21 protein-coding genes are annotated in these 23,093 nt (G+C 65.4%); 7 read left to right on the forward strand and 14 right to left on the reverse strand.

Translation table 11 applies throughout. From position 1 onward, the window contains the following. The first annotated feature begins 217 nt into the window (after nt 1–217). Nucleotides 218–1,678, forward strand: a complete 1,461-nt coding sequence (locus tag G6N26_RS00545) for an aldehyde dehydrogenase family protein (RefSeq protein WP_067171673.1) — start codon at nt 218–220, stop codon at nt 1,676–1,678. Next, nucleotides 1,675–4,071 (forward strand): CaiB/BaiF CoA transferase family protein, encoded by a 2,397-nt coding sequence (locus G6N26_RS00550; protein ID WP_083016350.1) that lies wholly within the window; start codon nt 1,675–1,677, stop codon nt 4,069–4,071. The genes G6N26_RS00545 and G6N26_RS00550 overlap by 4 nt, the downstream gene beginning before the upstream one ends. Nucleotides 4,072–4,094: 23 nt before the next feature. Here the strand turns inward: G6N26_RS00550 and G6N26_RS00555 are convergent, their stop codons facing one another. The 3 genes from G6N26_RS00555 to G6N26_RS00565 form a co-directional block, all read right to left on the reverse strand. After that, nucleotides 4,095–4,571, reverse strand: a complete 477-nt coding sequence (locus G6N26_RS00555) for a MaoC family dehydratase (protein ID WP_083016354.1) — start codon at nt 4,569–4,571, stop codon at nt 4,095–4,097. Beyond that, nucleotides 4,568–5,761 (reverse strand): amidohydrolase family protein, encoded by a 1,194-nt coding sequence (locus G6N26_RS00560; protein ID WP_083016357.1) that lies wholly within the window; start codon nt 5,759–5,761, stop codon nt 4,568–4,570. Before G6N26_RS00560 ends, G6N26_RS00555 begins: the two co-directional genes overlap by 4 nt. 101 nt (nt 5,762–5,862) lie before the next feature. After that, nucleotides 5,863–6,492, reverse strand: coding sequence for a cysteine hydrolase family protein (locus G6N26_RS00565; protein ID WP_083016361.1), 630 nt, complete (start codon nt 6,490–6,492; stop codon nt 5,863–5,865). A gap of 50 nt (nt 6,493–6,542) precedes the next feature. Between G6N26_RS00565 and G6N26_RS00570 the strand changes: the two genes are divergently transcribed. After that, nucleotides 6,543–6,989: a nuclear transport factor 2 family protein gene (locus G6N26_RS00570; RefSeq protein WP_067166779.1), complete on the forward strand. Its 447-nt coding sequence runs from the start codon at nt 6,543–6,545 to the stop codon at nt 6,987–6,989. A gap of 7 nt (nt 6,990–6,996) precedes the next feature. On the opposite strand, the gene G6N26_RS00575 is transcribed toward G6N26_RS00570, so the two are convergent. Beyond that, nucleotides 6,997–7,899, reverse strand: a complete 903-nt coding sequence (locus tag G6N26_RS00575) for a TIGR03619 family F420-dependent LLM class oxidoreductase (RefSeq protein WP_067166775.1) — start codon at nt 7,897–7,899, stop codon at nt 6,997–6,999. A gap of 10 nt (nt 7,900–7,909) precedes the next feature. Continuing rightward, a complete protein-coding gene (locus tag G6N26_RS00580; RefSeq protein ID WP_067166771.1) occupies nt 7,910–9,010 on the reverse strand; it encodes an acyl-CoA dehydrogenase family protein in 1,101 nt (366 codons plus the stop codon). Between the two features lie 211 nt (nt 9,011–9,221). Here G6N26_RS00580 and G6N26_RS00585 point away from each other — a divergent pair, with 211 nt between their 5' ends. The 4 genes from G6N26_RS00585 to G6N26_RS00600 are packed head-to-tail and all read left to right on the forward strand — an operon-like array spanning nt 9,222 to nt 14,158. Next, nucleotides 9,222–10,418, forward strand: coding sequence for an amidohydrolase family protein (locus G6N26_RS00585; protein WP_067166767.1), 1,197 nt, complete (start codon nt 9,222–9,224; stop codon nt 10,416–10,418). A gap of 7 nt (nt 10,419–10,425) precedes the next feature. Beyond that, a complete protein-coding gene (locus G6N26_RS00590; RefSeq protein WP_083016364.1) occupies nt 10,426–11,394 on the forward strand; it encodes an acyl-CoA dehydrogenase family protein in 969 nt (322 codons plus the stop codon). Then, a complete protein-coding gene (locus tag G6N26_RS00595; protein WP_067166759.1) occupies nt 11,391–12,593 on the forward strand; it encodes an acyl-CoA dehydrogenase family protein in 1,203 nt (400 codons plus the stop codon). Before G6N26_RS00590 ends, G6N26_RS00595 begins: the two co-directional genes overlap by 4 nt. Further along, on the forward strand, nt 12,590–14,158 hold the full coding sequence (locus G6N26_RS00600) for a class I adenylate-forming enzyme family protein (RefSeq protein ID WP_067166756.1): 1,569 nt from the start codon (nt 12,590–12,592) through the stop codon (nt 14,156–14,158). The genes G6N26_RS00595 and G6N26_RS00600 overlap by 4 nt, the downstream gene beginning before the upstream one ends. A 7-nt stretch (nt 14,159–14,165) precedes the next feature. Here G6N26_RS00600 and G6N26_RS00605 read toward each other — a convergent pair whose 3' ends face one another. Genes G6N26_RS00605 through G6N26_RS00645 form a run of 9 tightly spaced genes read right to left on the reverse strand, consistent with a single transcriptional unit; the run spans nt 14,166 to nt 23,064 of the window. Then, a complete protein-coding gene (locus G6N26_RS00605) occupies nt 14,166–15,359 on the reverse strand; it encodes an amidohydrolase family protein (protein WP_067166753.1) in 1,194 nt (397 codons plus the stop codon). A gap of 56 nt (nt 15,360–15,415) precedes the next feature. Next, complete coding sequence (locus tag G6N26_RS00610; protein WP_067166749.1) at nt 15,416–16,168, reverse strand: SDR family NAD(P)-dependent oxidoreductase; 753 nt, start codon at nt 16,166–16,168, stop codon at nt 15,416–15,418. After that, nucleotides 16,165–16,653, reverse strand: a complete 489-nt coding sequence (locus G6N26_RS00615; RefSeq protein WP_067166746.1) for an SDR family oxidoreductase — start codon at nt 16,651–16,653, stop codon at nt 16,165–16,167. The genes G6N26_RS00610 and G6N26_RS00615 overlap by 4 nt, the downstream gene beginning before the upstream one ends. Next, complete coding sequence (locus G6N26_RS00620) at nt 16,650–18,119, reverse strand: class I adenylate-forming enzyme family protein (RefSeq protein ID WP_083016368.1); 1,470 nt, start codon at nt 18,117–18,119, stop codon at nt 16,650–16,652. The genes G6N26_RS00615 and G6N26_RS00620 overlap by 4 nt, the downstream gene beginning before the upstream one ends. Continuing rightward, nucleotides 18,116–18,916 (reverse strand): enoyl-CoA hydratase/isomerase family protein, encoded by an 801-nt coding sequence (locus G6N26_RS00625; protein WP_067166740.1) that lies wholly within the window; start codon nt 18,914–18,916, stop codon nt 18,116–18,118. The genes G6N26_RS00620 and G6N26_RS00625 overlap by 4 nt, the downstream gene beginning before the upstream one ends. Next, the gene (locus G6N26_RS00630; protein WP_083016372.1) at nt 18,913–19,728 is read right to left on the reverse strand and encodes an enoyl-CoA hydratase/isomerase family protein; all 816 of its coding nucleotides are present in this window, start codon (nt 19,726–19,728) and stop codon (nt 18,913–18,915) included. Before G6N26_RS00630 ends, G6N26_RS00625 begins: the two co-directional genes overlap by 4 nt. Beyond that, nucleotides 19,725–20,984 carry an acyl-CoA dehydrogenase family protein gene (locus G6N26_RS00635; protein ID WP_083016375.1) on the reverse strand — a complete coding sequence of 420 codons (1,260 nt, stop codon included), beginning with the start codon at nt 20,982–20,984 and terminating at the stop codon, nt 19,725–19,727. Before G6N26_RS00635 ends, G6N26_RS00630 begins: the two co-directional genes overlap by 4 nt. An 18-nt stretch (nt 20,985–21,002) precedes the next feature. After that, the gene (locus G6N26_RS00640; protein ID WP_083016379.1) at nt 21,003–21,809 is read right to left on the reverse strand and encodes an enoyl-CoA hydratase/isomerase family protein; all 807 of its coding nucleotides are present in this window, start codon (nt 21,807–21,809) and stop codon (nt 21,003–21,005) included. 4 nt (nt 21,810–21,813) lie between these two features. Then, the gene (locus G6N26_RS00645; RefSeq protein ID WP_083016384.1) at nt 21,814–23,064 is read right to left on the reverse strand and encodes a hotdog family protein; all 1,251 of its coding nucleotides are present in this window, start codon (nt 23,062–23,064) and stop codon (nt 21,814–21,816) included. Nucleotides 23,065–23,093: the final 29 nt, after the last annotated feature.

Genomic DNA, 23,093 nt, shown 5'->3' on the forward strand with positions numbered 1-23,093 from the left:
CTGGGCTGACCGGACAGATAATGCAAGAATGTCCGTTTCCATGTTGTCTACAGGAGAGCTAGATCATCTGTCAATCGCCGCATATTTGGCTAGAGCTGGCTCAAATTAGCTGTTGACGGCGTTGCGGTCGGCGTGTACACACAGGTTGAGTATGTAAGTTATCTCGGTGGCGTCGCCCGCGCTGCTTCATGATCGTGCAGTCAGGAAGGCAGGCAGGATGGCTGGGTCGCGTTCGCTCCTCGAGGCATACGGTCACTACATCGGCGGCCAGTGGACCGACCCGGACAGCGGACGCTACGACGTCGTCAATCCCGCCACCGAGGCGGTGATCCAAACGGCGCCCGACGCGAGCGTGGCGCAGGTCCGGCAGGCGGTCGCCGCGGCCAGGTCCGCCTTCGATACGGGTCCGTGGCCCGCGGCCGCGCCCGCGGAACGGGCCCGATGCCTGCAACAACTCAGCGATGCGCTGATGGCCAGGGACGAGGAGGTCTACGAACTCGCGCAGGCTGAGTGGGGTTGTTCCGCAAACGAACGGCTGATTCACGTCGACGGACCGGCATTCATGGTCGGCCATGCCGCTCAGCTCGCCACGGAGCCCGCCGAGGCGCCGATGGATGCGTGGGGGGCCGCGGGCACCACGCTGCTGCGCTACGAACCGCTCGGTGTGGTGGCGGCCATGACGCCGTGGAACTTCCCGCACACCCTCAACGTCATGAAGCTGGGCGCGGCACTGGCGGCGGGAAATACGCTGGTGCTCAAGCCTTCGCCGCTGACACCGCTGGCAGGGCTGGCGTTGGCGCGAATCATCGACGAGGACACGGACATTCCCCCCGGCGTCGTCAACGTGGTGACGCCGACCAGCGTCGAAGCCAGCAGGAGCCTGACCTTGGATCCGAGGGTCGACATGGTGAGCTTCACCGGTAGCTCTGCCGTCGGCCGCGACGTGATGGCAGGCGCGGCGACCACGATGAAGCGCGTTCTGCTGGAATGCGGGGGCAAGTCGGCGACCATCCTGCTGCCCGACGTCGACGTCAGCGACGACCTGTTGGAACGGCTGTTGTTCGAGGGATGCACGATGCATGCCGGTCAAGCCTGCATTCTCAACAGCAGGTTGCTGCTGCCCGAGGCGATCCACGACGAGGTGGTGGACCGGCTCGCCGCACTGTCCCGCGGGGTCGTGATCGGCGATCCCGTCGATCCGGCGGTCACCATGGGTCCGTTGATCAGCCGCGAGCACCTCGACCGTGTCGAGGGATTCGTCAAACGCGCCGAAGCCGACGGCGCGACCGTCGTGGCCGGGGGAGCCCGCCCGAAGGATCTGAGCAGCGGTTTCTATTTCGAGCCAACGATACTCACCGACGCATCCGCCGATTCGTACATCGCGCAGGAGGAGGTGTTCGGTCCCGTGCTGACCGTGTTGCGGTATCGCGACGACGACGACGCGGTGACCATCGCCAACAATTCGTCCTACGGGCTCGGCGGGGCGGTGTGGGGAAGCGACATCGACCGTGCGGTGGCCATCGCCCGCCGGATCAGGACCGGACAGGTTTCGGTCAACGGCACGATCCCCGGCGACGCGCCGTTCGGAGGCTTCAAGCAGAGCGGCATCGGTCGGGAGGGCGGCGTGATGGGACTGCGGGCCTACATGGAGCCCAAGGCCATCGGGATACCCGCGTGAACCGACCCCTGGCGGGCTTGCGCGTCGTCGAGTTGGCCTCCGAGATCGCGGGTCCCTATTGCACGAAGCTACTCGTCGACCTCGGCGCCGATGTGTGCAAAATCGAGCCCTCGTCAGGCGATCCCCTTCGCCGCTGGGGCCCGTTCCCCTCGGGCCATCCTGATCCGGACCGAAGCGGTCTGTTTGAGTACCTGAACGCCGGAAAGCGCGGCACCACACTTGATTTCGCACATCAAGGCGACATCACACTGCTGCGCGACACTATCTCCCAGGCGGATGTGCTCGTCGAGGACCTGCCCGCTGGTGCGCCTGAGCGCCTGCAGTGGGGGTTGGACGAGGGCAACCTTTCCCACATCAATCCGAACCTTGTCGTGGTACGCATCTCGACCTTCGGGCAGGAGGGGCCGCTGCGCGACCGGGTGACGACTCCGCTGACCCTGCAAGCGGCCTCGGGTTGGATCAATGTCCGTGAGCCCGGCCGGGCGCCGGTTCAGGCGGGTGCGCGCATCCCCGAATACATCGTGGGCGGGTACGCCGCCCTCGGCGCGCTCACCGCGCTCCGCATCGCCGCGGCCGGAACGAACCGGCCGGTCGAGGTGGACGTGTCGATGTTCGAGTCGCTGCTGTCGACACTGCCTTACCCCATGTTGATGGCCGCACGCCTGAAAAGTCTCGGCCTGCCGACTAATTCCAAAGCCGCGCCGATGCTGGGCATCGTGCACGCCGCCGACGGTTGGATCGGAATCAACTGCCTGACCGGCCAGCACTGGCTGGACGTGTGCGCAATGGTCGGACTGCCCGAGTTCGGCAACCATCAGCTCGCCGTCATGCTCGGCGGCCCCGAGCGCGACGAGTTCTTCGCCAAGGCCCAGCCCTTCCTTGAATCGATGTCCGTTGCCGACCTGGTCGAATTGAGTCAGGCCATGCGAATACCCGCGGCGCCGATCTGCGCAGGGGACACCATCCTGAACTGCCCGCAGTACGCCGAGCGAGGCTTCTTCATCGAATCCGCCACGGAAACATGGCGATTCACCCGACCGGGTGCGCCGTTCCGGCTGTCGAAGACCCCGGTGCCGCCGCCGCTGGCCGCGCCTGCTGTCCGAGCGGGCGCGGAGGCGACGTGGAGCAAGCGCGACGCACCGCGCCCGACGGGTGACGTCGTCGACGTCTCTTTGCCGTTCGCCGGGCTGAAGGTGTTCGACTTGAGCACTTTCTGGGCGGGTGCGTATCTGACGTGCTACCTCGGTGCTTTCGGGGCCGACGTAGTCAAGGTCGAGTCAATCCAGCGACCCGATGGACATCGCTACTCGGGTGCCCTATTGCGCCAAGGCGACGACTGGTACGAGCGAGGTCCGCTCTGGCAGGGAACCAATCTCAACAAACGCGACATCACTCTTGACCTCACCTCTGCGACCGGCCGGGACCTGGCGCTGCGTCTGGCTGCTCAAGCCGATGTGGTGGTGGAGAACTTCTCGCCGCGCGTGGTCGAACAATTCGGGCTGGACTACGACTCCATCGCGCGCCTCAATCCCGGCGTGATCATGGTGCGAATGCCCGGATTCGGGCTGCACGGACCGTGGCGTGACTACGTGGGCTGGGCGCTGAACATCGAACAGGTATCCGGCATGTCGGCCGCGACCGGTTATGCGGACGGCCCGCCGTGCAATCTGCAGGGGCCCGCCGACCCGATCGCCGGAGTACACGCCTGCGTCGCGCTGCTGGCCGCCCTCGAACACAGGCGGTCCACCGGTGAGGGGCAGCTGATCGAGGCGGCGCAAATCGAGGTTGGCGCCGCGGTGACAGCCGATCCCGTCATCGAATACTCGTTGACGGGATCGGTGCGGCCGCGCGAGGGAAACCGCCACCGCGAATACGCGCAGGGCGTCTATTCGACCGGCAATGTCGACGAGTGGGTCGCACTCTCGGTGCGTGATGACGGTGACTGGCGAGCGGTGCTGGACGCCATTGATCGTCCCGACCTACGCGACGACCCTAGATTTGCCTCCGCCGCAGCGCGCCGGGAACACCACGACGAATTCGATGAGGTACTAGCGAATTGGACATGCGGGCGAACCGCGGAGGAAGTCGTGGCAACGTTTGGCCGGCATGGCCTGCCCGCCGAGCGACTACTGACGGCCGACCGGATGTATGACGTCGAGCAACTCGACGCGCGCGGCTTCTATCAGGACCTGGATCATTCGATCACCGGCCGACAGAGGTTTCCCGGCTGGCCGTTCCGCATCACGCCGGGACCCGCACACCAGCACAGGGCCGCGGCGCCGACACTCGGGCAGCACAACGCCGAGGTGCTTGGAGCGCTTGGACTTTCCGCCCAGGAGATTGCCGCGTTGCGGGAGCAACGAGTGATCGGGGAACGTGTTCTGAACGCGTAGTCGATGAACTCGGCCCAGTTCGGTCAGGCGTCGACCATCGCGGCGATCGTGTCGACGACGCACGCCGGGCGGTCGCTGCCCTCCACTTCGACGGTGACGCGAACCGTGGCCCGGCCCCCCTTGTCGTTGCGCTCGACCTTCACCAGTTCTGCCCCCGCCCTGATGCGGGAATCGACCGGTACCGGCGCGGGGAAGCGCAACTTATCGCTGCCGTAGTTGACCTGCATCGCCAATCCGGTCACCCGGTAGATCTGTTGCACGAGAATGGGTACCAGCGACAATGTCAGGTACCCGTGCGCGATGGTCTTGCCGTAGGGGCCGGCGGCCGCCTTCTCCGGGTCGACATGAATCCATTGATGGTCACCGGTCGCCTCGGCGAATAAGTCGATTTCCTTCTGAGTGACCTGGCGCCAGTCGCTGAAACCGAGGTGCTCGCCGACGTGAGTCTCGAAGTCTGCGATTCCGTCGTAAACTATCGGGGACGTGGGCGCCTGGGTCATGCCGGAACCTTGAGCCCTAATTGCTCAATAGCGTTGCCGCCCATGATCTTCGCCTTGGCGTTCTCCGCGACGCCGTCAAGCCGGTCGACGAAACTCAGTGGATCACCGATGCCCTCAGGGTGCGGGAAATCGGAGCCGAACATCACGTGATCCTCGCCCATGATGTCGATAATCCCCTTGAGGTCGTCCTCGAGGAACGGATGGATGTAGATGTTCCGCTTGAACACCTCGACGGGGTGCTCGTCGAACTCCTTGGGCATGATCTTGTACGCGGTGTTCAACTGTTCGAGCAGATTGCGCACCCATCCGCTGCCGTTCTCGACGCAGAAGATCTTCAGATCGGGGAAACGGGACAGCGCGCCGTGACAGATCATCGCGGCCAGGGTGTCCTCGATGGCGCGATGGCCCATCACGACCTCGCGTAACGCGCTCGGCTTGAAGGACAGGTACTCGTCACCGCCCTCCCACTCCATGAGGTGCTTCTGGTAGCCGCTGTCCGACGCGTGCATGGTGACCGGCATGTCGGCGTTCACGACTTCTTCCCAGAACGGATCGAACTCGGGGAGGCCCATGGACCGCGAACCGCCGAAGCGGCTGGGCACGGGTGCGGGACGCACCAGGAACGTCTTCATGCCGTGCTCGAGGCCCCAGTGGAATTCCTTGATGGCTTCGTCCACCAGGGGCAGGCAGATGACGGGGGTCGCGAAGATTCGGTCGTGATAGTTGAACGTCCAGTGCTCGGCCATCCATTCGTTGAGGGCGTGAATGATCGCGTGCGTGAGGATAACGTCGTCGGTCGTGCGTTCCTCAATGAGGCTGGCGAGGGTCGGGTACATCACACAGCGGTCAATGCCCAGCTCGTCCATCAGCTCGAGGCGGGGAGCGGGATCCTGATACGCGGGAATGACATCCATTGCTTCGCCCACAAATTCGCGGAAGTTGAGGCCTTCGGGGTTGTTACCGAGGAAGTAATCCTCGGCGCTACCTGGCCTGGCGACGCGCGCGAAAGTCGGGTTGGGGATCATATGGCTGATGTGGTCCTTGACGACGAGCTTGGGGCGGCCATTGACCTCGACGTAGCCGACCTTTCCGCGATGCTCCTTCGGTAAGTACTTCGTGAGCGCGTCCGTCGTCTCGTACATGTGGTTGTCGATGTCGAAAACCGGGTACGGCAAGGAACGGGAAGACATTGAACTTTCCTCCTGAGCAGCGAATATGATCATTTACGCTATCTGAGAACGACGTTATCATCCTGGGAGCGCCACATCCAGATCGGGGTAGTCCCAGCGCTTCAGTTCAATGCTCTCCACGCGTCGACGACGGCGCCAGACCGGGTTACGGTGGCGAGCAGGGACAGGGTGTTGTCGATGAGCGAATCGGCATACTCGCGCGGGTACCCACTTACTGCATCCCGTGGCAAAACGAATTGGTAGCCGCGGTTGACCGCGTCCATCACGAAATTCGTGATCGCGACGTTGACCGAAACTCCCACGCCCACAATCGTCTTGATGCCCAGGTTGCGAAGGACGGAGTCGAGATCGGTACCGCACATGGGGCCGACGCCGTGTGTGCGGGTCAGAATGAGGTCGGTATCGCGGGGACCCAACTCCGGCAGCACCGACGCCCCCGCGCTGCCCGGAGTGAGGTCGGCGTCAAAGGACTTGCCCGCCGCGAACAGCCGGGCGTTGGTGTTGGAGCCCCGGCCGTCGGCCCGTCGTTGGATCAGGCAGTGCACGACCGTGACGCCCGCCCCTCTTGCCGCGTCGAGCAGTGCGGCGATGTTGGGAACTGCTTCGCGGCGCGCTTCTTCGGCGAGTAAGGGGAGCCCGGCCTGCGGGCCTATCACCCCGTTCTGGCACTCCTGGGTCACGAGCGCGGTGGTTGCGGGATCGAGCAGTTCTTTCAGGCTGGGTTGCGGCATGAGAATAGACGTTATCGTGTGCTGGAAAGCAATTTCCACGAGGAGGGCCGATGGAGATCTGGGAGCTCGAAGCGAGGGAGTCGGTACGGCAGACGTTGGCCGACTACACTGCCGCCACCGATCGATTCGATCTCCGGGCACTGGCGGCATGCTTCTGTGACGAAGGCGTGCTCGAATTCACCGGCGGCACCGAGCCACTGACCGGGCCCGCGCAAATCGAGGCCGGACTCGGTGCGGCGATCACGCGGCCTTTGCAACCGGGGGCGCCGGCCCGGCAGCCACCGACCCACGTCCGCCACCACGTCTCCAGCATCAAATTCGCATCGGTGGCCCGCCACAGGGTCGAGGTCAGCAGTTACTTTGCCGTCCACACCGACATCGGGCTCGACCATTGGGGCCGCTACCGTGATGTCCTCGTCCCTGCGCGCGGCCGGTGGCTGTTCGCTCATCGCAGGATCGGCGTGGACGCGTTCGCGGCCAACAGCCTGATGGCCTGAGGAGGCGTCATTGCGTGATGAACTCTTTGGCGAACGCGCGCGAACGGTCGATGAGTTCGGTGCGGTCGGTGCCCGACGGCGCGATGGTGAGCCAGGTGACCCCGGCCGCGGCAAGGTTTTCGATGGTCGCGTGACGTTCGTCGGCCGATCTGCTGTCGTCCAACAGATTTCCCGCGGAAAAGCAGATGTCCAACGGTGCGGTGCGGCCGATTTCGGCTGCGTATTGTTTGGCCCAGTCGATGGCCTGCCGCAACTCGTCGATCGTCGAAATCTCCGCGGTGCGCGATGCCGCGGCGTAGCCGAACGTGTTAAACGGTGCCCATCCCTGCGCGCGCGACACCGCCCGGCGCACGGCCGGCTTGCTGTTCCCACCGACCCATACCGGTGGGGGAGTCGTCGGCAGCGGGCGCAGCCGCACACCGCGGGCGGCGAATGACGTCCCCTGGTAGGCGATGTCCTCGCCGGTGAGCACCTTGTCCAGCACGTCCAGTGCCTCGTCGAGCAGAGCGCCCCGGTTGTCGAAATCGATTCCGAGGGCCTTGAATTCGGGTTTGAGATATCCGGCAGCAGTTCCGAGGATGAGGCGCCCCTTGGACAACGCGGCGAGGCTCTGGATCGATTTGGCGCCGAGAAACGGATTGCGGTAAGCGGCGATGTAGACATTGGTCAGCAGCTTGATGTCGGTCGTTACGGCAGCGGCGAAAGCCAACGCGACGAATGGATCGAGGGCGTGGTGGCCGCCGTGGTCGAGCCATTTCGCGTCGGGGGCGGGGTGGTCGGTGACGTGGACTGCCGCGAATCCGCTTGCCTCGGCCATTCGTGCGATGTCGGCGATCGCTTCGGCGGTGACGAACTCGTCGACAGCCGCGACACGATGAGTCGGCAGTTCGAGGGAAAAGGAGACGGTCACGAGGATCCTTTCATTCAGAGACGAGCGTGGCCAGGCGCTGGGCGTGGTAGTCCGGGTCGCCGAAAATCAGCTGACTCACCTTGGCGCGCCGGACGTACAAATGCGCGTCGTGTTCCCAGGTGAAGCCGATGCCGCCGTGGATGCGCATGTTGTCGAGCGCAACCTGCAGGAAGGCCTCCGAACACACCATTTTGGCGACTGACACGGCGGTCGGGAGGTCATCGGTTCCGGCCACTTCGGCCGCATGCGATTCGGCCGATCGCGCGCCCTCCACCTGAATCAACATGTCGGCGCACCGATGCTTGACGGCTTGGAAGCTGCCGATGGCCCGACCGAATTGAATTCGATTCTTGGCGTAGTCGACGGCCATATCGAGGCACCGTTGCGCCGCGCCGACCTGTTCGGCCGTTAGCGCGACGAGCGCGAGGTCCGACGTGCGGGCAAGGAAGTTCGCGGCACCACCGTCCGTTCCGATCAGCTCTGCCTGCGCGCCGTCGAACTGCACGCGGGCCACCTTGCGGGTGCGGTCGAGCCCGGCTAGCGGTGTGCGACGAAGGCCGTCGGACCCGGCCCGTACCGCGAACAACGAGATGCCGGCGGTCGTCCTGGCTGCCACCAGGACGATGTCCGCGGTGTGACCGTCGATCACCAGCGGTGCCACACCGTGGATCCGATAGCCGCCACCGGCGCCGTCAGCCACCAGCGTCACGGCGTCGGGGTCCCAGGCGCCGAGTTCGCCGTTGAGGATCAGCGTCGCGGTGCTGGAGCCGTCGATGAAGCCAGGAATCAGCTGTTCCGCCGCCGCGTCGTCCTCGCTGGCGAGAACGGCTTGTGTCGCCAGCCCTATCGTGGCGAAAAACGGGGAACACGACAGTGCGTGTCCCATTTCCTCGAAGACCACCGCAAGTGCGACCGTGCCGGCGCCGGCGCCACCCCAGCGCTCGGGCACAGCGACGCCGTGCAGGCCCAACTCAACGGCCATCTGGCGCCACGAGTGCTCGTCGTAGCCTGTTTCCGTCGCCATTAGGCTGCGAACGGTCCCGCTGGGCGAGGTCGCGGCCAGGTAGTCGCGTACTACGCCGCGCAGGTCATCGAGCTCATTTGTCGGCACGCACGTCCCCCGACGCGGGTTCGAGGGGCCAGCCGATCACATTGTCCTTCAGCGGATTTGATGGGCTCATGTCTTCCTCGGTGCGGTGGCGGCCGGACCGGCACCGCTCATGCGGGCGCCTGGTCATCCCGACTGGGATAGCCATTGCCGGATCAGGATAGTATGTTTTGTGAAAATAGAGAATAAGCATTCTCGCCTAAGGAGCGAAGCGGTGACGACGAAACTCGACTACGGCATCTTTGACTGCGACACCCACTGCTACGAGACGCGGGACGCGTTCACTCGTTATCTGCCGGAGGAGTTTCAGGACCGGGCGATCACCACCGTGCGCGGGGCGGACGGCGTTGAGGTGATCCTGGCGGGGCGCCGGGTCGCCACCTTCAACAGCGAAGGGGGACTGGGTCTCGATGTCGCTTACCGGCCGGGCTCGCTCAAGGAGATGCTCCGGCAGATGGGATCGGGCAACCCCGAGGAGTCCTACGAGCCGCAACCGATGCAACCGGAGTTCATCGAGCGTACCGCGCGGCTCGCCGTCATGGCGGAGCAAAACATCGAGCGTATGGTCATCTATCCCAGCGGTATGGCCCTGGCCGCCGAACACTACGTCGATGACACCGCCGCGCTGTATGCCAATCTGCGCTCGTTCAATCGATGGTTTGACGAAGAGTGGGGTTTCAACTACGAAGACAAGGTTTTCGCCACCGCACTGATGTCGTTGCGAGACTTGAACTCTGCGATCGCGGAGACCGAGGCGATCATCGCGCAGGGTGCAAAGTTCGTGCTCCTGCCGACTGGGCCGGCGTACGGTCGATCACCCGGCGACCCGTACTTCGACCCCATCTACGCACGCTTGCAGGAGGCCGGCTGCATCCTGGTGTTCCACATCATGCCGTTCTGGTACTTCAATGCGATCTCGCCCGCCTGGGGCCAGAACTCCGACCCCGCTTCCTGGCACATGTCGGCGTGGCAGTGGATGAACGTGTACGGGCAGCGGCCCATCGAGGAGACGCTGTCCGCACTCATTTTCGACAACCTCTTCGGTCGCTTCCCGGGCCTGAACGTTCTTGTGGCCGAGCACGGAGCGGAATGGGTGCCGTTCTTCGTCAAGCATATGGACAAGAGCCGTGGCATGGGCCGCAACGGTCCGTGGATCGGTGGAAAGCTGACGGAACGGCCGTCGGTGATCTTCCGCCGTCACGTCCGTGTCGTGCCGTACCCCGAAGACGACATTCCAGCGATTGTCGCCGGCTTGGGATACGACGACTGCTTGGTGATGGGCTCCGATTATCCGCATGCCGAAGGCCTGGCTGTGCCGGCCGAGTTCGCCAAGCTGCTCGATCCGCTCGACGACGCCGCCAAGCGGCGGATCATGCGCGACAACGCCGACCAGCTGCTCTTCCGGAGTTAGCAGCGGCATGGCAGAGCAGGACTCAGACGGCGTCGACCTCGACCTGCTGAGGGCGTCGGCGCGGGAGTTCCTGGCTGAACGCGGCGAGCAGGAATCCATCAAGGACCTTGCGGCGATGGACTGGACCGGCCTGCTTGTCGACGAGAACTTGGGTGGCGTCGGCCCCCGTCCGGCCGAAACCTGCGTCGTAGCCGAGGAACTGGGACGAGCAAACGACAGGTCTGCTTGGTTGGGAACCACACTGTCGGCCGCGGCCCTCGCCTGCGCGCCCGACGACGTCCGGGACGAATTGCTGCCGGGCCTGCTCTCCGGCGCGACCGCAGCGGGCTGCGCCGTCGCAGATCGCTGTGCGCGGGTCATTCACGGGGACGCGATCGACCTCGCCGTTATGCTGGGACACAACGGAATTCACCTGTTGCGCGACTTGGATCCCGCGAGGTTGGTACCGGACGGAGATCTGCTGGACGTCACCCGAACTGTATGGCGTATCGACTTCACGGCCGCGCCCAGCACCCTGATCGGACCGCCCGAACGCGCCAAGGAGCTGATGGCGGTGGCGCGGCTGCTCGTTTCCGCCGACTCCGTCGGTGCCGTGTCGATGACCCTTGAGCGCCTGACGGCATACCTGAGAGAACGGGTGGCGTTCGGGGTGCCGATCGCGAGCTTCCAAGCGATTCAGCACCGCCTCGTCGAGCTGTTGCTCTTCGAGGTCAAAGCACGCGCGGTCGTCATGAGGGCGGCGCGCGCCATCGCCTCAGCCGACGCACGAGCGCCCGTGTTGACGGCCGCGGCGCACGCCTTCGTCGCGGCGAAAGCCGCGGCCGCCGTGGACGAATGCATGCAGCTGTCAGGCGGCATCGGATTCACCTGGGAGTATCCGCTGCACCACGAACTGCGCCGGGTCTTCACCAACGGTCAGCTGATGGGCACGGCACGCGCGAGTCGGCAGCTGCTGGCGGAGGTGTCCGGCTGGTGAGCGTGTTCGGGAACCGGCCGACGGAGGCGCAGCTGATCGAATTCAGGGATCGGGTCAGGGCGCACATCGTCGAACACGCACCGGCGATCGAAGCGCGTGAAGGCCATCGAGCCCCTGAGACCGCCGAGCAGGAAGCGTTACTGCGCGCCTGGTTCGCCGGCCTGTTCGAGGCGGGCTTCGTCGGCGCGGACTGGCCGGTCGAACACGGCGGTCGCGGCGATTATCATCCGCTGCACGATCGCATCGTGAGCGAGGAGATTCTGCGCGCCCGCGCACCGCGCCCGGTGGACCAGGTGAACCTGGCCGCCCATGTGCTCCTGCACTTCGGATCCGATGACCAGAAACGCGCACTGCTGCCGCCGATTCGGCGCGGCGAACATATCTGGTGCCAGCTACTGAGCGAGCCCGATGCCGGCAGTGACATCGCCGCAGTGCGCAGTCGCGGTGCGCACCGAGACGATGGCAGCTGGCTGATCGACGGGCAGAAGACCTGGATCACCGACGGACACTGGGCCGACATGGGCCTTGCACTGATCCGCACCGACACGACCTCGGCGCGCCACCACGGCCTGTCGGTATTCATCGTCCCGCTCTCGGCAGACGGCGTCGAGGTTCGCCCGATTCGCACGATCGGTGACGCGATCGAGGTCAATGAGGTCTTCCTCACCGGAGTCAGACTGGATGCCGACAGCCTGATCGGCGAGGTGGGTGACGGCTGGTCGATCATCATGGCGGGCCTGGATTTTGAACGATTCGGCATCGGCGGGAACGTCATCCTGCTGGAATTGCTGATCGACGACCTCGTCGCGGTGGCCCGGCACGCACATGTCGACGGCAGGCCGGCGTTAGAGTGCGGCGACGTCCGCCAGGCCGTCGCCGAGCTGGCCGTGGAGGTCGAAGTGGCCAAGGCGTTCATCGACGATCACGTGGAGCGCCTGACATCGGGCGATGAACAACCGGGTGACGGCTCCATCGCCAAGCTGAGTTTTGCGGAGACATATCACCGCGTCGCGGCCTACGGCGCGGAACTGGCAGCGTATGCGACGGTCGCCGGTGGTGCAGACCAGGAACTGCAGAAGGCCAAACAGAGGTTGCGTGAATGCTGGCTATGGTCGCGGGCTTACACGATATCGGGTGGCAGCTCGGAGATGATGCGCAATATTCTTGCCAAGCGCCGACTGCACCTGCCGAGCCGATGACCTCACGTCCTGCCGCGCAGACCTACTGGTCCCTGGTGGAGACCGCAGCGCGGGCGCACCCCGACTGGGTGGTCCTCGCGGACGACTATGGGCGCCGGCTGTCCTGCGCACAGCTGCGGGATTCCGCACTGACGTGTGCGGCGGCGCTCGCGCAGCGGGGGATCGGTGCGGGCACGGTGGTGTCCTGGCAACTGCCGACCACGCTGGAGACGATGGTCGTCATGACGGCGCTGGCGCGCCTCGGTGCGATGCAGAACCCGGTGCTGCCGATATGGCGGGAAAGCGAACTGCAGCTTGTGACAACACAACTCGGGACCGAAGTCATGATCGTCCCGGGATTGTGGCGCGACTTCGACCACACCGCGCTCGCGTATCAGCTCGCCCGTGAACGTGCCGGTGAGCGGCCCATGTCCGTCGTGGTCGTCGACCACGACGCACCCATCAACGACGGGCTCCGCCTGCCAGCCGGCGACCCGAGGGCGCTGCCACCGCCGCCGAGCGGCGGCGAGGAACCGCGGTGGATCTACTATTCGTCGGGCACGACGGCGGCACCGAAAGGAGCGCGGCACTGCGACCGGTCGGTCATCGCCGGCTCGGCAGGGGTCATCGGGATCGTCGGGGCGTCCAGTCGCGACGTCAACCCGATCGCGTTTCCGGTTTCGCACATCGGAGGCGCCGCGATGCTCGCCGCGGCCCTGCTCACCGGGATGAAGCTGGTGCTGTTCGACGCCTTCGACCCCGTCGAGACCCCCGTCGCCATCGCGGCGCATCGCCCGACTCTGCTGGGCAGCGCGACGCCCTTCTTCGTCGCCTTCATGGCGGCGCATGCGAAGCATGGTGACGAACCGCTCTACCCCGATCTGCGGGGCTGCGTCGGAGGGGGTGCGCCGATCACCGCCGAGCTCGGTCACCAAGTGCGACAAACGCTTTCGGTCGACGGCGTGGCCAATGCGTGGGGTTTGACCGAATTTCCGGTCGCCACCTCTCAGGCGCCGAACGGTCCCGCGGAGCTACTGGATCACACCGTTGGCAAACCGGTGGCCGGCGTTGCGATACGGGTCGTCGACCGAGCTGGACAGCAGGTGCCGCGTGGCACGGAGGGGGAGCTGCGGCTCAAGGGGCCGCAATGCTTCCTCGGCTACGTCGACGCATCTTTGGATGCAGAGGCCTTCGACGCCGAAGGATGGTTTCGCACAGGAGATCTGGGCCGCATCGACGACGACGGCAATGTCGTCGTCACCGGCCGGATCAAGGATGCGATCATCCGTAATGCGGAGAACATCTCGGCCTTGGAGGTCGAGGGTGTCCTGGCGAGTCACCCGGCGGTGGCCGACGTGGCCGTCATCGGTGTACCCGATGAACGGACCGGCGAGCGGGTATGCGCCGTCGTCGTGGTGCGCCCAGGCGCGGCGGTGACGCTCTCGTCGGTGTTCGAACACTGTCAAGCGCGAGGCCTGAGCAAGCACAAAACCCCCGAACGACTCGAAATCGTTGATGCGCTGCCTCGCAACCTCACCGGCAAGGTGCTCAAGACCGAACTGCGCGCCCGGTTTGGGAGGCGGTGAACCTCGGCTAGATCCCGATGAGCTCTTTGAGGTTGCCACCCATCACTCGTGCGGTGGTCGCCGCGGGGAGATCCCCGAGTTCCTTGACGAAGTCCGCGGGCTCGGCCAGTCCCTCGGGATGCGGGTAGTCCGACCCGAACATCACGCGATCCGCACCCAGGATGTCGATGAGGTGCGACATGTCCTCCTCGTGGAACGGGTTGATCCACACGTGTCTGCGGAAGACATCGCAGGGATGCTCGCTGAAGTCGTATGGCCTCTTGCGGTATACGCGGTCGAACACGTCCAACAGGCGGTGTGCCCACGAGCCGCCGTTCTCGACCACGCCGATGCGTACCCCGGGGAACCGCTCGAAGACCCCGTGCGCGATGAAGGCCGCAAGAGTGTCGAAGATGTTTCGGCTCTCCTCGTAGATGAAACCACGCAGCTTGCTCAGCGCGAATCCGTTGAACTCCGTAGCTTCCTCCCAGTCGTCGACGTAGCGCTCATAGCCGGAGTCCGAGTTGTGCATCTGCACCGAGATACCGGAATTCTCGACCAGTCGCCAGAAATCGTCGAACTCCGGCAGCGCCGGCGACCGCGACGTGCCGTCCGCGCGCGGAACGGGTGCCGGCCGGATCAGTACCGTCCGGGCGCCATTGTTCAGGCACCATTCGAGCTCCTGCACGCCCAGCGCGGGATCGTTCAGCGAGATCGCAGGAACGGGGAAGATTCGGTCCTTGTAGTTGAATGTCCAGTCGTCGAGTAACCACCGATTGAACGCATGCGTGACCGCGTGGGTGAGCTCGGTGTCGGATTTGATCCTTTCTTCGAGCATGCCCGCTGTCGTCGGAAACATCACGGCGCCGTAGACGCCCTGCCGGTCCATCAGCGCCAGGCGTAGGTCGGGCCGCCGGAACTCATCGGGGCAGCGGATCGGTTCGGCAAGTTCCCGCAATGTCTTGCCCTCTGGGTTTATGCCCCGGAAGTAATCGGACCAAGCGCCCGGAGTGGGGATCACCTCGTATGTCGGGTTGGGGATGCACTCGGTGACCGTGCCCAAAATCTGTAGCTTCTTGCGGCCGTTGACGTCGATGAACTTCAGCGCCTCGGAGTACTTCTCCGGCAGATACCGGGTGTAAGCGTCGATGGTTTCGTACATGTGATTGTCGGCGTCCCACACTTCGAACGTTTTGTCGTCGTTCACCCGCGCCTCCAGCATGTGAGAGAATGTTGATTCTCAAGATAGCAAACGATTGTATCCGTCGACGACCCGGCTCAGAGGTTCATGAAATGCCCACCGTCGACACCCAGCGTCTGACCGGTGATGTATCTCGCTGACGGCCCAACCAGGAAGGACACCGCGGACCCGATGTCGCGTTCGGGATCGCCGATCCGGCCGATCGGGATCCTGCGGGAGAGGCGTTCTTCCATCGCGGCGTCCGCTTCGATCGCGGCGGTCATTGCCGGAGAGTACGCCAACGGCGAGACGACGTTGACGGTGATCCCGTGCGTCGCCCACTCGCGGGCGAGGCTCTTGGCGAAACCGCGAAGCGCACCTTTCACCGTCGCGTAAAGGGGGAGCGTCGCGCTGCCCTCGATACCTGCAGGCGACGTGAAGACCAGGAATGACCCGTCGCGCTCGCGCAGCGCATCGAACGCCGCGGCGGCGCAGTGTCGAGCGCCGCGCACCGACACGGAGACATGCTCCTCCCATAGTGCGCGGTCGACCTCCTCGAGCCGATGCGGCTGACTGGATCTGTTGCTCGTGGCGTTGTGCACGACGGCGTCGAGTCGTCCCGTTGCGGCGACGGCGACGCCGACGGCATCGACGACCTCTTCCGGCGCCGTGACATCGCAGCGCGCCCAGATCGCAGCATGACCGCGCGCGGATATTTCGTCGGCGACACCGGTGTCGGAGCGGGATGCGACGACGACATGCGCACCGTCGGCGGCCAATGCCATCGCGATACCGCGGCCCACGCCGGCGCCCGAGCCGGTCACCAGGACCGTATGGCCGCCGAGCGTCATGGCAGCATCACCGATCCACCGTCGACGACGATGGTTTCGCCGGTCACGTGCTCGATGTCGGGACGAAGCAGAAACAGTGCGGTCTCGACGATCGACCCAATCAACTTTTCGTCGTCGCGCACCGCGGCGATGGTCAGATGCGAGGCGTCAACCGGGGTCGCGAAGAGGCGTGCGGGAGCCGCGATGATGTTGACCCCGATCGCTGCTGAGGCCCATTGCCGCGCAGCGGACTTGGCCATCGCCCGAATGCCTTCGAGAGCGGTCGTGTAGGGCACCGCGCCAGCGGCGCCCGCCATGCCGACCGTGGACAGCACCAGCACGATCCGTCCGCCCCGCGGCCGCATCGACCGCCATGTGGTCTGCAGCGCGACCAGTGCCCGCCACATCGTCTCGTCGGCCCCGACCGCCTCTATGACGATGGTGTCCCCGATCTCATCCAGCGCCATCGACAGTGCCGGCGCCGGGTCGAGGGCGATGATGGTCACGCGCCCGCCCGCGCTGCCAGGTCGCGTTTGACCACCTTGCCGACATCGTTGCGCGGCAACTCGTGGACGAAGAGCACGCGTACCGGAACCCGGTAGGGCGTCAGGCGCTCTCGGCACCACGACACGAGACCGTCTTCGGAGACCGAATCATCGCTTCGCACGACGAACGCCCATGGCACCTCGCCCAGCCGGTCGTCCGGAACACCCACCACAGCGGCTTCGCGCACGCCGTCGGCAGCCAGCAGGACGTCCTCCACGGTGCCGGGAAACACTTTGAGGCCACCGCGATTGATCATGTCCGATACCCGGCCGTCGAGCCAGAGGAAGCCGTCGTCGTCGAACCAGCCGAGGTCGCCGGTGTGGAACCAGCCGTCGTCGGTGAGTCGGTCCAGGAAGGTTGGATCGATCTTCCGGGCGGCCGTCGTGGGCGTGCGGACCATCACCTCGTCGTCGGCGATCGTGACGTCGATGCCGGGCAGCGGCCTGCCGACCGAACCCAGTTTGGTCTCGCCCCACTCGCGGGCATCGGCGGCCGACCAGCCCACCACCTCGCCCCCGAGTTCGGTCTGGCCGTAGGAGTTCAGCACTATCACCCCGAACTTGTCCCGGAACCGGCGCGCCTGAACGGGCGACAGGGGAGCGGTGATCGACCGCACGATCTTCAGTGGCGCGAGGTCGGCCACCGAGTCGTCGTGCAGAACCATGGTCAGCGCCGCGGGTGGCAGCACCGTGGAGCGCAATTGGTGTCGCTGGACCAGCGCGGCGAAATCCGACGGAGAGAACCGGTCCATCAGCACGACGCCCGAGCCGGCCCGGAAGGCGAACAACACCTGGTAGATGCCGGCCCACAGCGACAACGATAAGGGCACCAGGTTCGGCATCGGCGGGCGCTTTGGTTTGTCAGCGGGTTTGGAGGCAGGTTTCGTCCCGCGGAGTTTGGCCAGCAGCCGGTCAATCAGATCGAGCACCGTGGTGTGACGGAGCGGCACCGGTTTCGGCGGACCCGTGGTGCCTGACGTGAACTGCAGTAGGGCCACATCGGCGTCGTACTGCCGAGGATCGATGGGATTTCGAGACCCAGCGGTCGTTGACCACGACCCGTCCTTGCCCCGCAGTACCGGCAACCCGAACGTCGTGAAGCGTTCGGCCAGTTCGGGAGTCGTGACGATGGCGACGGGACGCAAAGTCTCGAGCTGGCTGACGATCTCCGCATCGGCCGCCCTAGGGTTCAGCGGTGTGTATACGCCGCCGGCGCACCACGTGCCGAACAGCGCGGCGACGGTGGTGGCGTCGTTGGGCAGCATCGCGGCGACCACCTGGCCGATAGCCAGTCCGCTGTCAGTGAGCAATGTGCTGAGCTGATCCGCACTGGCAGCCAACTCTTCGCGCGACATTTGGCTTTCCCTGGACCCGGCCATGTGCACGGCGACCTCGGGCAAACCGTCCAGCAGCCCGACGAGACTCACGAATCGGCCTCCAGCGGAGCCCAATTCGGAGTTCGCTTGTCCGCGAAGGCAAGCGGCCCCTCGTTCTGGTCCGGGTGCCCCCACATCGATGTCAGGTGCTTCGCGCCTTCTCGGCATGCGTCCGTCAGCCCGTATTCGAGCGCGCCCCATAGTGCCCGCTTGGTGGCCCGCATCGCTGCGGGGGAGTTCCTGGCAATCTTTTCGGCGAGTTCCTGCGCGACATCACGCAGACTGTCGGGTGGGTCGACCACCTGGCTGATCATGCCGAGCTCGTATGCCCGTTGGGCACTGAGCCGTTCGTGGCTGCCGACGAGTGCCATCCGTAACACTGCCTCGGCGGGCATCTTGCGCATCAGCGCGATCGTCTCCAGCGCGCTGACCTGACCTATCGACACATGGGGGTCGACGAACGTCGCATCCGACGACGCGATGACGATGTCGGCGTCGGCCACCCAGTGCAATCCGCCGCCCGCACACACGCCATTGACGGCGGTGATGACCGGCTTCTCGACATTGCAGTGCCAGGCGCTCAACTTCAGATCCAGTGTGCGCATGGTCTCCTGAAATTGCAGCACGGCCTCGCCGTCGAGTTCCTCGACATCGGCGCCGACCTGAAAGGCCCGTCCGTTTCCGGTGTGCACGATGACGCGGACATCGGGATCGGTGTTCAATTCCGCCCACGCCCTGGGAAATTCCTCCCGCATCACGACGTCGTAGGCATTGAGGCGATCTGGGCGGTCATTGATGATCCATCCGACGGGACCGCGCCGTTCGACGATGAGTCTCTGGTATGTCATGAAACCTCCGCGACATCTGGCAGCGGTTGCCACTGCGGTATGCGCTTCTCGCGCCACGCCCGGACGCCCTCGGCGTGGTCCGGGTGATTGCGCAGTCGCCAGATCTCATCGGTGGCATCGCTGCGCGCCTGCGTCATTCCGACTTCCAGGGAGCGCCAGAGGGCCTTCTTGGTGGCGCGCATCGCGGTCGGCGAATTCGTGGCGATCGCGGCCGCGAGTCGCCCCGCTGCCGCCCGGAGTTGATCAGTCGGCACGACCTCGGACACAATCCCCAACTGGTGGGCGCGTTGCGACGAGAGGCGTTCAGTCCTGCCGCTCAGCGTCATTCGAAGCGCGGCCTCCATCGGAGACTTGCGCAGCAGCGTGATGGCCTCGTAGGCGACTGCCTGGCCGATCGACACGTGGGGGTCGACGAACGACGCGCCCTCGGCCGCGATCACGATGTCGGCGTCGGCCACCAGATGCAGACCGCCCCCGGCGCACACCCCATTAACCGCGGCGATCACCGGCTTCCAGACGCCGCAGTGCCACGACGAGATCTTCAGCTCGGCGTCTCTTGTTCGGCGGGAGTGAAGTCGCATGGCCTCCTTGTCCCGCGCGACCTGGACGACATCCATTCCGGTGCAGAATGCCTTGCCGTTGGCGGTGTTGACGATCACTTGGACCCCGGGGTCGGCATCGAGCACGGCCCACGCGGATTCGAGTTCGTCGAGCATCAGGGCGTCGAAGGCGTTGCCCGCGTCGGGCCGGTTGAGAATCAGCCAGCCGATCCCGTCGGCCTTGGTCACCACCACGCGTTTATAGCCACTCACGAGCGGGGGATGCCCTTCCAGGGCTTGCCTTTCCAGGGGTCAGGCTCCTTGGGTAACCCGAGGACACGCTCGCCGAGGATGTTCTTGTTGATGTCGGTGGTGCCCCCCTCGGTCCCGTTGGCGAGGCTGCGCATCATCCCCTGGACGTCCCGGGGCAGCGCGTCCGGATCGTCGGTGGCGGGCCAGGCGATCGTCGCCGTACCCAGCAGATCGACCATCAGGTCCTGAATCTGCTGATTGAGGGTGGCCTGGTGCACCTTGCCGATCGAGGACGCCGCACCCGGTGACTGTCCGGCTGAAAGCGCGGCGCGCACACGCTCATTGGTCCAGCCGCGGACCTGCTCTTGCGCCCACAGGCGCATCACCTTGTTCCGGATCACCGGATCGGCCCAGCGGCCGGTCTCCTTGGCGAGTGTGATCAGACGATCGGCGCTCGAGCCACCGAGGCGGCCCATCCCACCCGAACCCGAGCCCGACACCATCTGTCGCTCACTGGACAGCGTCGAAGCACTGACGCGCCAGCCATCGTTGACGGCGCCGACGCGGTGGGCATCGGGGACCCGCGCTTCGTCGAGGAACACCTCGTTGAATTCGGCCTCACCGGTGATCTGCCGAAGCGGTCGCACCTCGACACCCGGCTGGCGCATGTCGAGCAGGAAGTACGTGATGCCCTTGTGTTTGGGCTGATCGGGATCGGTCCGCGCCAACAGGATCGCGAAATCAGCCTCGTCGGCCCACGTGGTCCATACCTTTTGGCCGGAGATCACCCAGTCGGCGTCGTCTCCCACGCCGTCGCGGACCGCTCTGGTGGCGAGCGACGCGAGATCCGAGCCCGCCCCCGGCTCGCTGAACAACTGGCACCACTTCTCCTCGTTACGCACGATCGGTGGCAGGAAACGTCGGCGTTGCTCTTCGGTCCCGTGGCTGAACAACGCGGCGGCAGCGTTGTTGAGCCCCAGCGGATTGAGTCGCGCCAGACGCAGCGGCGCGAGCACGCCTTCGATTGCGCGCGCGACATCGTTGTGGACGCCGAGGCCCCCGTGGTCGGGGAGCCATGTGGGCGCCACCAGGCCCGTGCCGGCGAATTGCGGGTACCAGCGCCGGTAGTCGGCGGGGGTGCGGACGGCCCGCAGCACCGCTGGTCCCTCGGCCGCGGCCGAACGCCACGCGGCCGGAACCTCGGCGTCGATCCATTGCCGCACTACCGCGACCGCCTCGTCGACCGGGGTGCCCGGGGTGATCGGTAGCTGTGTCATGGTCTTCTCAGCATTTCATCAGCGGCCCGAGAATTCTGCGTCGCGTTTGTCGCGGAACGCTGTCAGGCCCTCCTTGAAATCCTCGCTGCGACTAGATAATTCGAGTGCTAACGCCTCGTTTTGGAGATGGCGATCAAGATCGAGGCCGTTGCCGCTGTGCAGCAGCCACTTGGTGAGTCCGAGCGAAACCGTGGGCGCTTCACCCAGTTCTCTGACGAGTTGTTCCGCCACCGAGGGCAATTCGTCGGATGCGCAGGCGCCATGGATGATGCCCCACTCGGCGGCGGCGGCTCCGGTGAGCTCCTGACCCAGCATCAGCAGTCGCCGGGTTCGTACCAATCCGATGAGCCGCGGGAGCAACCAGGCCGCGCCGCTGTCCGGGGTGAAACCCCGGGCCATAAAGGGTTCCCAAAACCGGGCGTCGTCGGTGGCGACACAGAAGTCTGACGCCAGCGCGATGTGGAAGCCCAGCCCGATCGCCCAACCGCGGACTACGCAGACAATGGGCACCTGCGTCTCCAGCATCAACGGGATCAGCCGATTGGCCTTGTTTGGTAGGCGGCGCTGCGTACTGCCCACACGCGGTTTGCGTTCGGATTTTGCGTTGTTGGCGATCAGGTCCGCACCCGCGCAGAAGTCCGGTCCGTTGGCATCGATCCTGATGACCCGTACCGATTCGTCAATGCCGGCACCGGCCAGATGAGCGATCATCGCGTCGAGCATGACGTCGTTGACGGCATTGCGGCGGTCGGCACGGTCGAGGGTCAGCCGCAGGATCGGGCCCTGCTGTTCGGCCAGAAGGCCAGGGACACGGGGGTAACTCATGTGCTCAGCGCTCGGCGAATTGTTCGGTGACGGCGGCCAGCAGCTCGCTCAGGTTCGCAGCTCCGCCCGGCGGGTCGGGCAGTCGCACGGGCCCTCGGTCGCGGCTGGGCAACAGGATGGTCGCGTGTCCGGGTGCGGTGATCTGGCCGCGGTGGTTGGTCGCCGCGAGCTCGAGGTCGACGGCGGGGCGTTCACCGTCGGCGAGGTATTTGCGAACGACGGTGCCCGTGACGGTGTGGACGTCGCCGACGTAATTGAACAGACGGAACTCGCAATCGAGCTTCCACAGCCAGGCGTCATCACCCATCCAGTCCGTGCACAAGTGGATCAGCCACGTCTCGCGCATGCGCCCGTAGTCGAACGTGGTGGGATTGCCCGCGTTACGGGCGGCGTCGGGCTCCCAGTGCACCCGCTGCTGGGCATCGGGGACGCCATACTCGTTGGGCGTGTAGAAGCGGGGGATGCGCTGCCGGTTGCGCCACGCCAGTCTCAGTGGACGCACACCGTACATGCCCATACCCATGCCGACGTGCCAGCAGACCATGTCGGTGACCGTCAGCGGACCCTTTGTCAGTGACCCCAAATCGTCGCCTTCGTTGACGTCTTCCCACCACCGCGGCTCGGCGCCGCGCGGGCTTTCGCGCGCGTAGCGTTCGTCGAACTCGGCGATCTCGTCCGCGGTCCACGTCTTGAGTTCGACGGCTTCGTATTTCTTTCGGCCGCGAGCCTTGCCGCGCTCGGTGCGAATCATGTTGCGGTACTGGCCGCCCAAGATGGTGCCCTCGTCGTCGCGGAATACCTGGGCGGACCATTCGTGGATGGCGCGGTCGGCGAATTCGCTGCTCTTGTCGAGCGCGGCCACCAGGGCATTGCGCCTGAAGACGCGGTGGTTGGCGCGCAGCGGTGCCCACCATTCCCGGGCCGATGAGGCGTAGAAGGCGTGTACCCCGCGCAGCGGGTCGCCCTTGGTCAGTGCGCGGTCCTCGTCCGAGAGCGTCGTGACTTCGTCCTCCCCGATCAGCGTGTCGCCGCCGACGAGGGCGGGTGGGGCCACAGACTCTCCCCATACAGACTTCGCGGCGTATTCGGGATCGGCCCACAAAGGATTGGCGTCACCGTAGCTTTGGGCGACGTGACGAAACGTGTCCTCGTTGGGGCGGTAGTAGTGCGGCGGCTGCGTGTGCGGGACGGCGATGCCGATGGTAGCCCGCAACCTGGCCAATCCCTCATCGGTGATCAGGCCCGTCTGCCCCATCGGATTGCCTCCTCGTTGTGGCGGCCCGT

The organism is Mycobacterium marseillense, from assembly GCF_010731675.1.
Classification (GTDB): Bacteria; Actinomycetota; Actinomycetes; order Mycobacteriales; family Mycobacteriaceae; genus Mycobacterium; species Mycobacterium marseillense.

Bases quoted from the DNA above. Each gene is read 5' to 3' on its own strand.
- G6N26_RS00590 (WP_083016364.1), top strand. From the start codon at position 10,426: ATGGCAGAGCAGGACTCAGACGGCGTCGACCTCGACCTGCTGAGGGCG.
- G6N26_RS00565 (WP_083016361.1), bottom strand. From the start codon at position 6,492: ATGCCGCAACCCAGCCTGAAAGAACTGCTCGATCCCGCAACCACCGCG.
- G6N26_RS00545 (WP_067171673.1), top strand. From the start codon at position 218: ATGGCTGGGTCGCGTTCGCTCCTCGAGGCATACGGTCACTACATCGGC.
- G6N26_RS00610 (WP_067166749.1), bottom strand. From the start codon at position 16,168: ATGACGCTCGGCGGCCATACGGTCCTGGTGACCGGCTCGGGCGCCGGC.
- G6N26_RS00555 (WP_083016354.1), bottom strand. From the start codon at position 4,571: ATGACCCAGGCGCCCACGTCCCCGATAGTTTACGACGGAATCGCAGAC.
- G6N26_RS00635 (WP_083016375.1), bottom strand. From the start codon at position 20,984: ATGACACAGCTACCGATCACCCCGGGCACCCCGGTCGACGAGGCGGTC.
- G6N26_RS00645 (WP_083016384.1), bottom strand. From the start codon at position 23,064: ATGGGGCAGACGGGCCTGATCACCGATGAGGGATTGGCCAGGTTGCGG.
- G6N26_RS00600 (WP_067166756.1), top strand. From the start codon at position 12,590: ATGACCTCACGTCCTGCCGCGCAGACCTACTGGTCCCTGGTGGAGACC.
- G6N26_RS00570 (WP_067166779.1), top strand. From the start codon at position 6,543: ATGGAGATCTGGGAGCTCGAAGCGAGGGAGTCGGTACGGCAGACGTTG.
- G6N26_RS00605 (WP_067166753.1), bottom strand. From the start codon at position 15,359: ATGCTGGAGGCGCGGGTGAACGACGACAAAACGTTCGAAGTGTGGGAC.
- G6N26_RS00640 (WP_083016379.1), bottom strand. From the start codon at position 21,809: ATGAGTTACCCCCGTGTCCCTGGCCTTCTGGCCGAACAGCAGGGCCCG.
- G6N26_RS00560 (WP_083016357.1), bottom strand. From the start codon at position 5,761: ATGTCTTCCCGTTCCTTGCCGTACCCGGTTTTCGACATCGACAACCAC.
- G6N26_RS00625 (WP_067166740.1), bottom strand. From the start codon at position 18,916: ATGACATACCAGAGACTCATCGTCGAACGGCGCGGTCCCGTCGGATGG.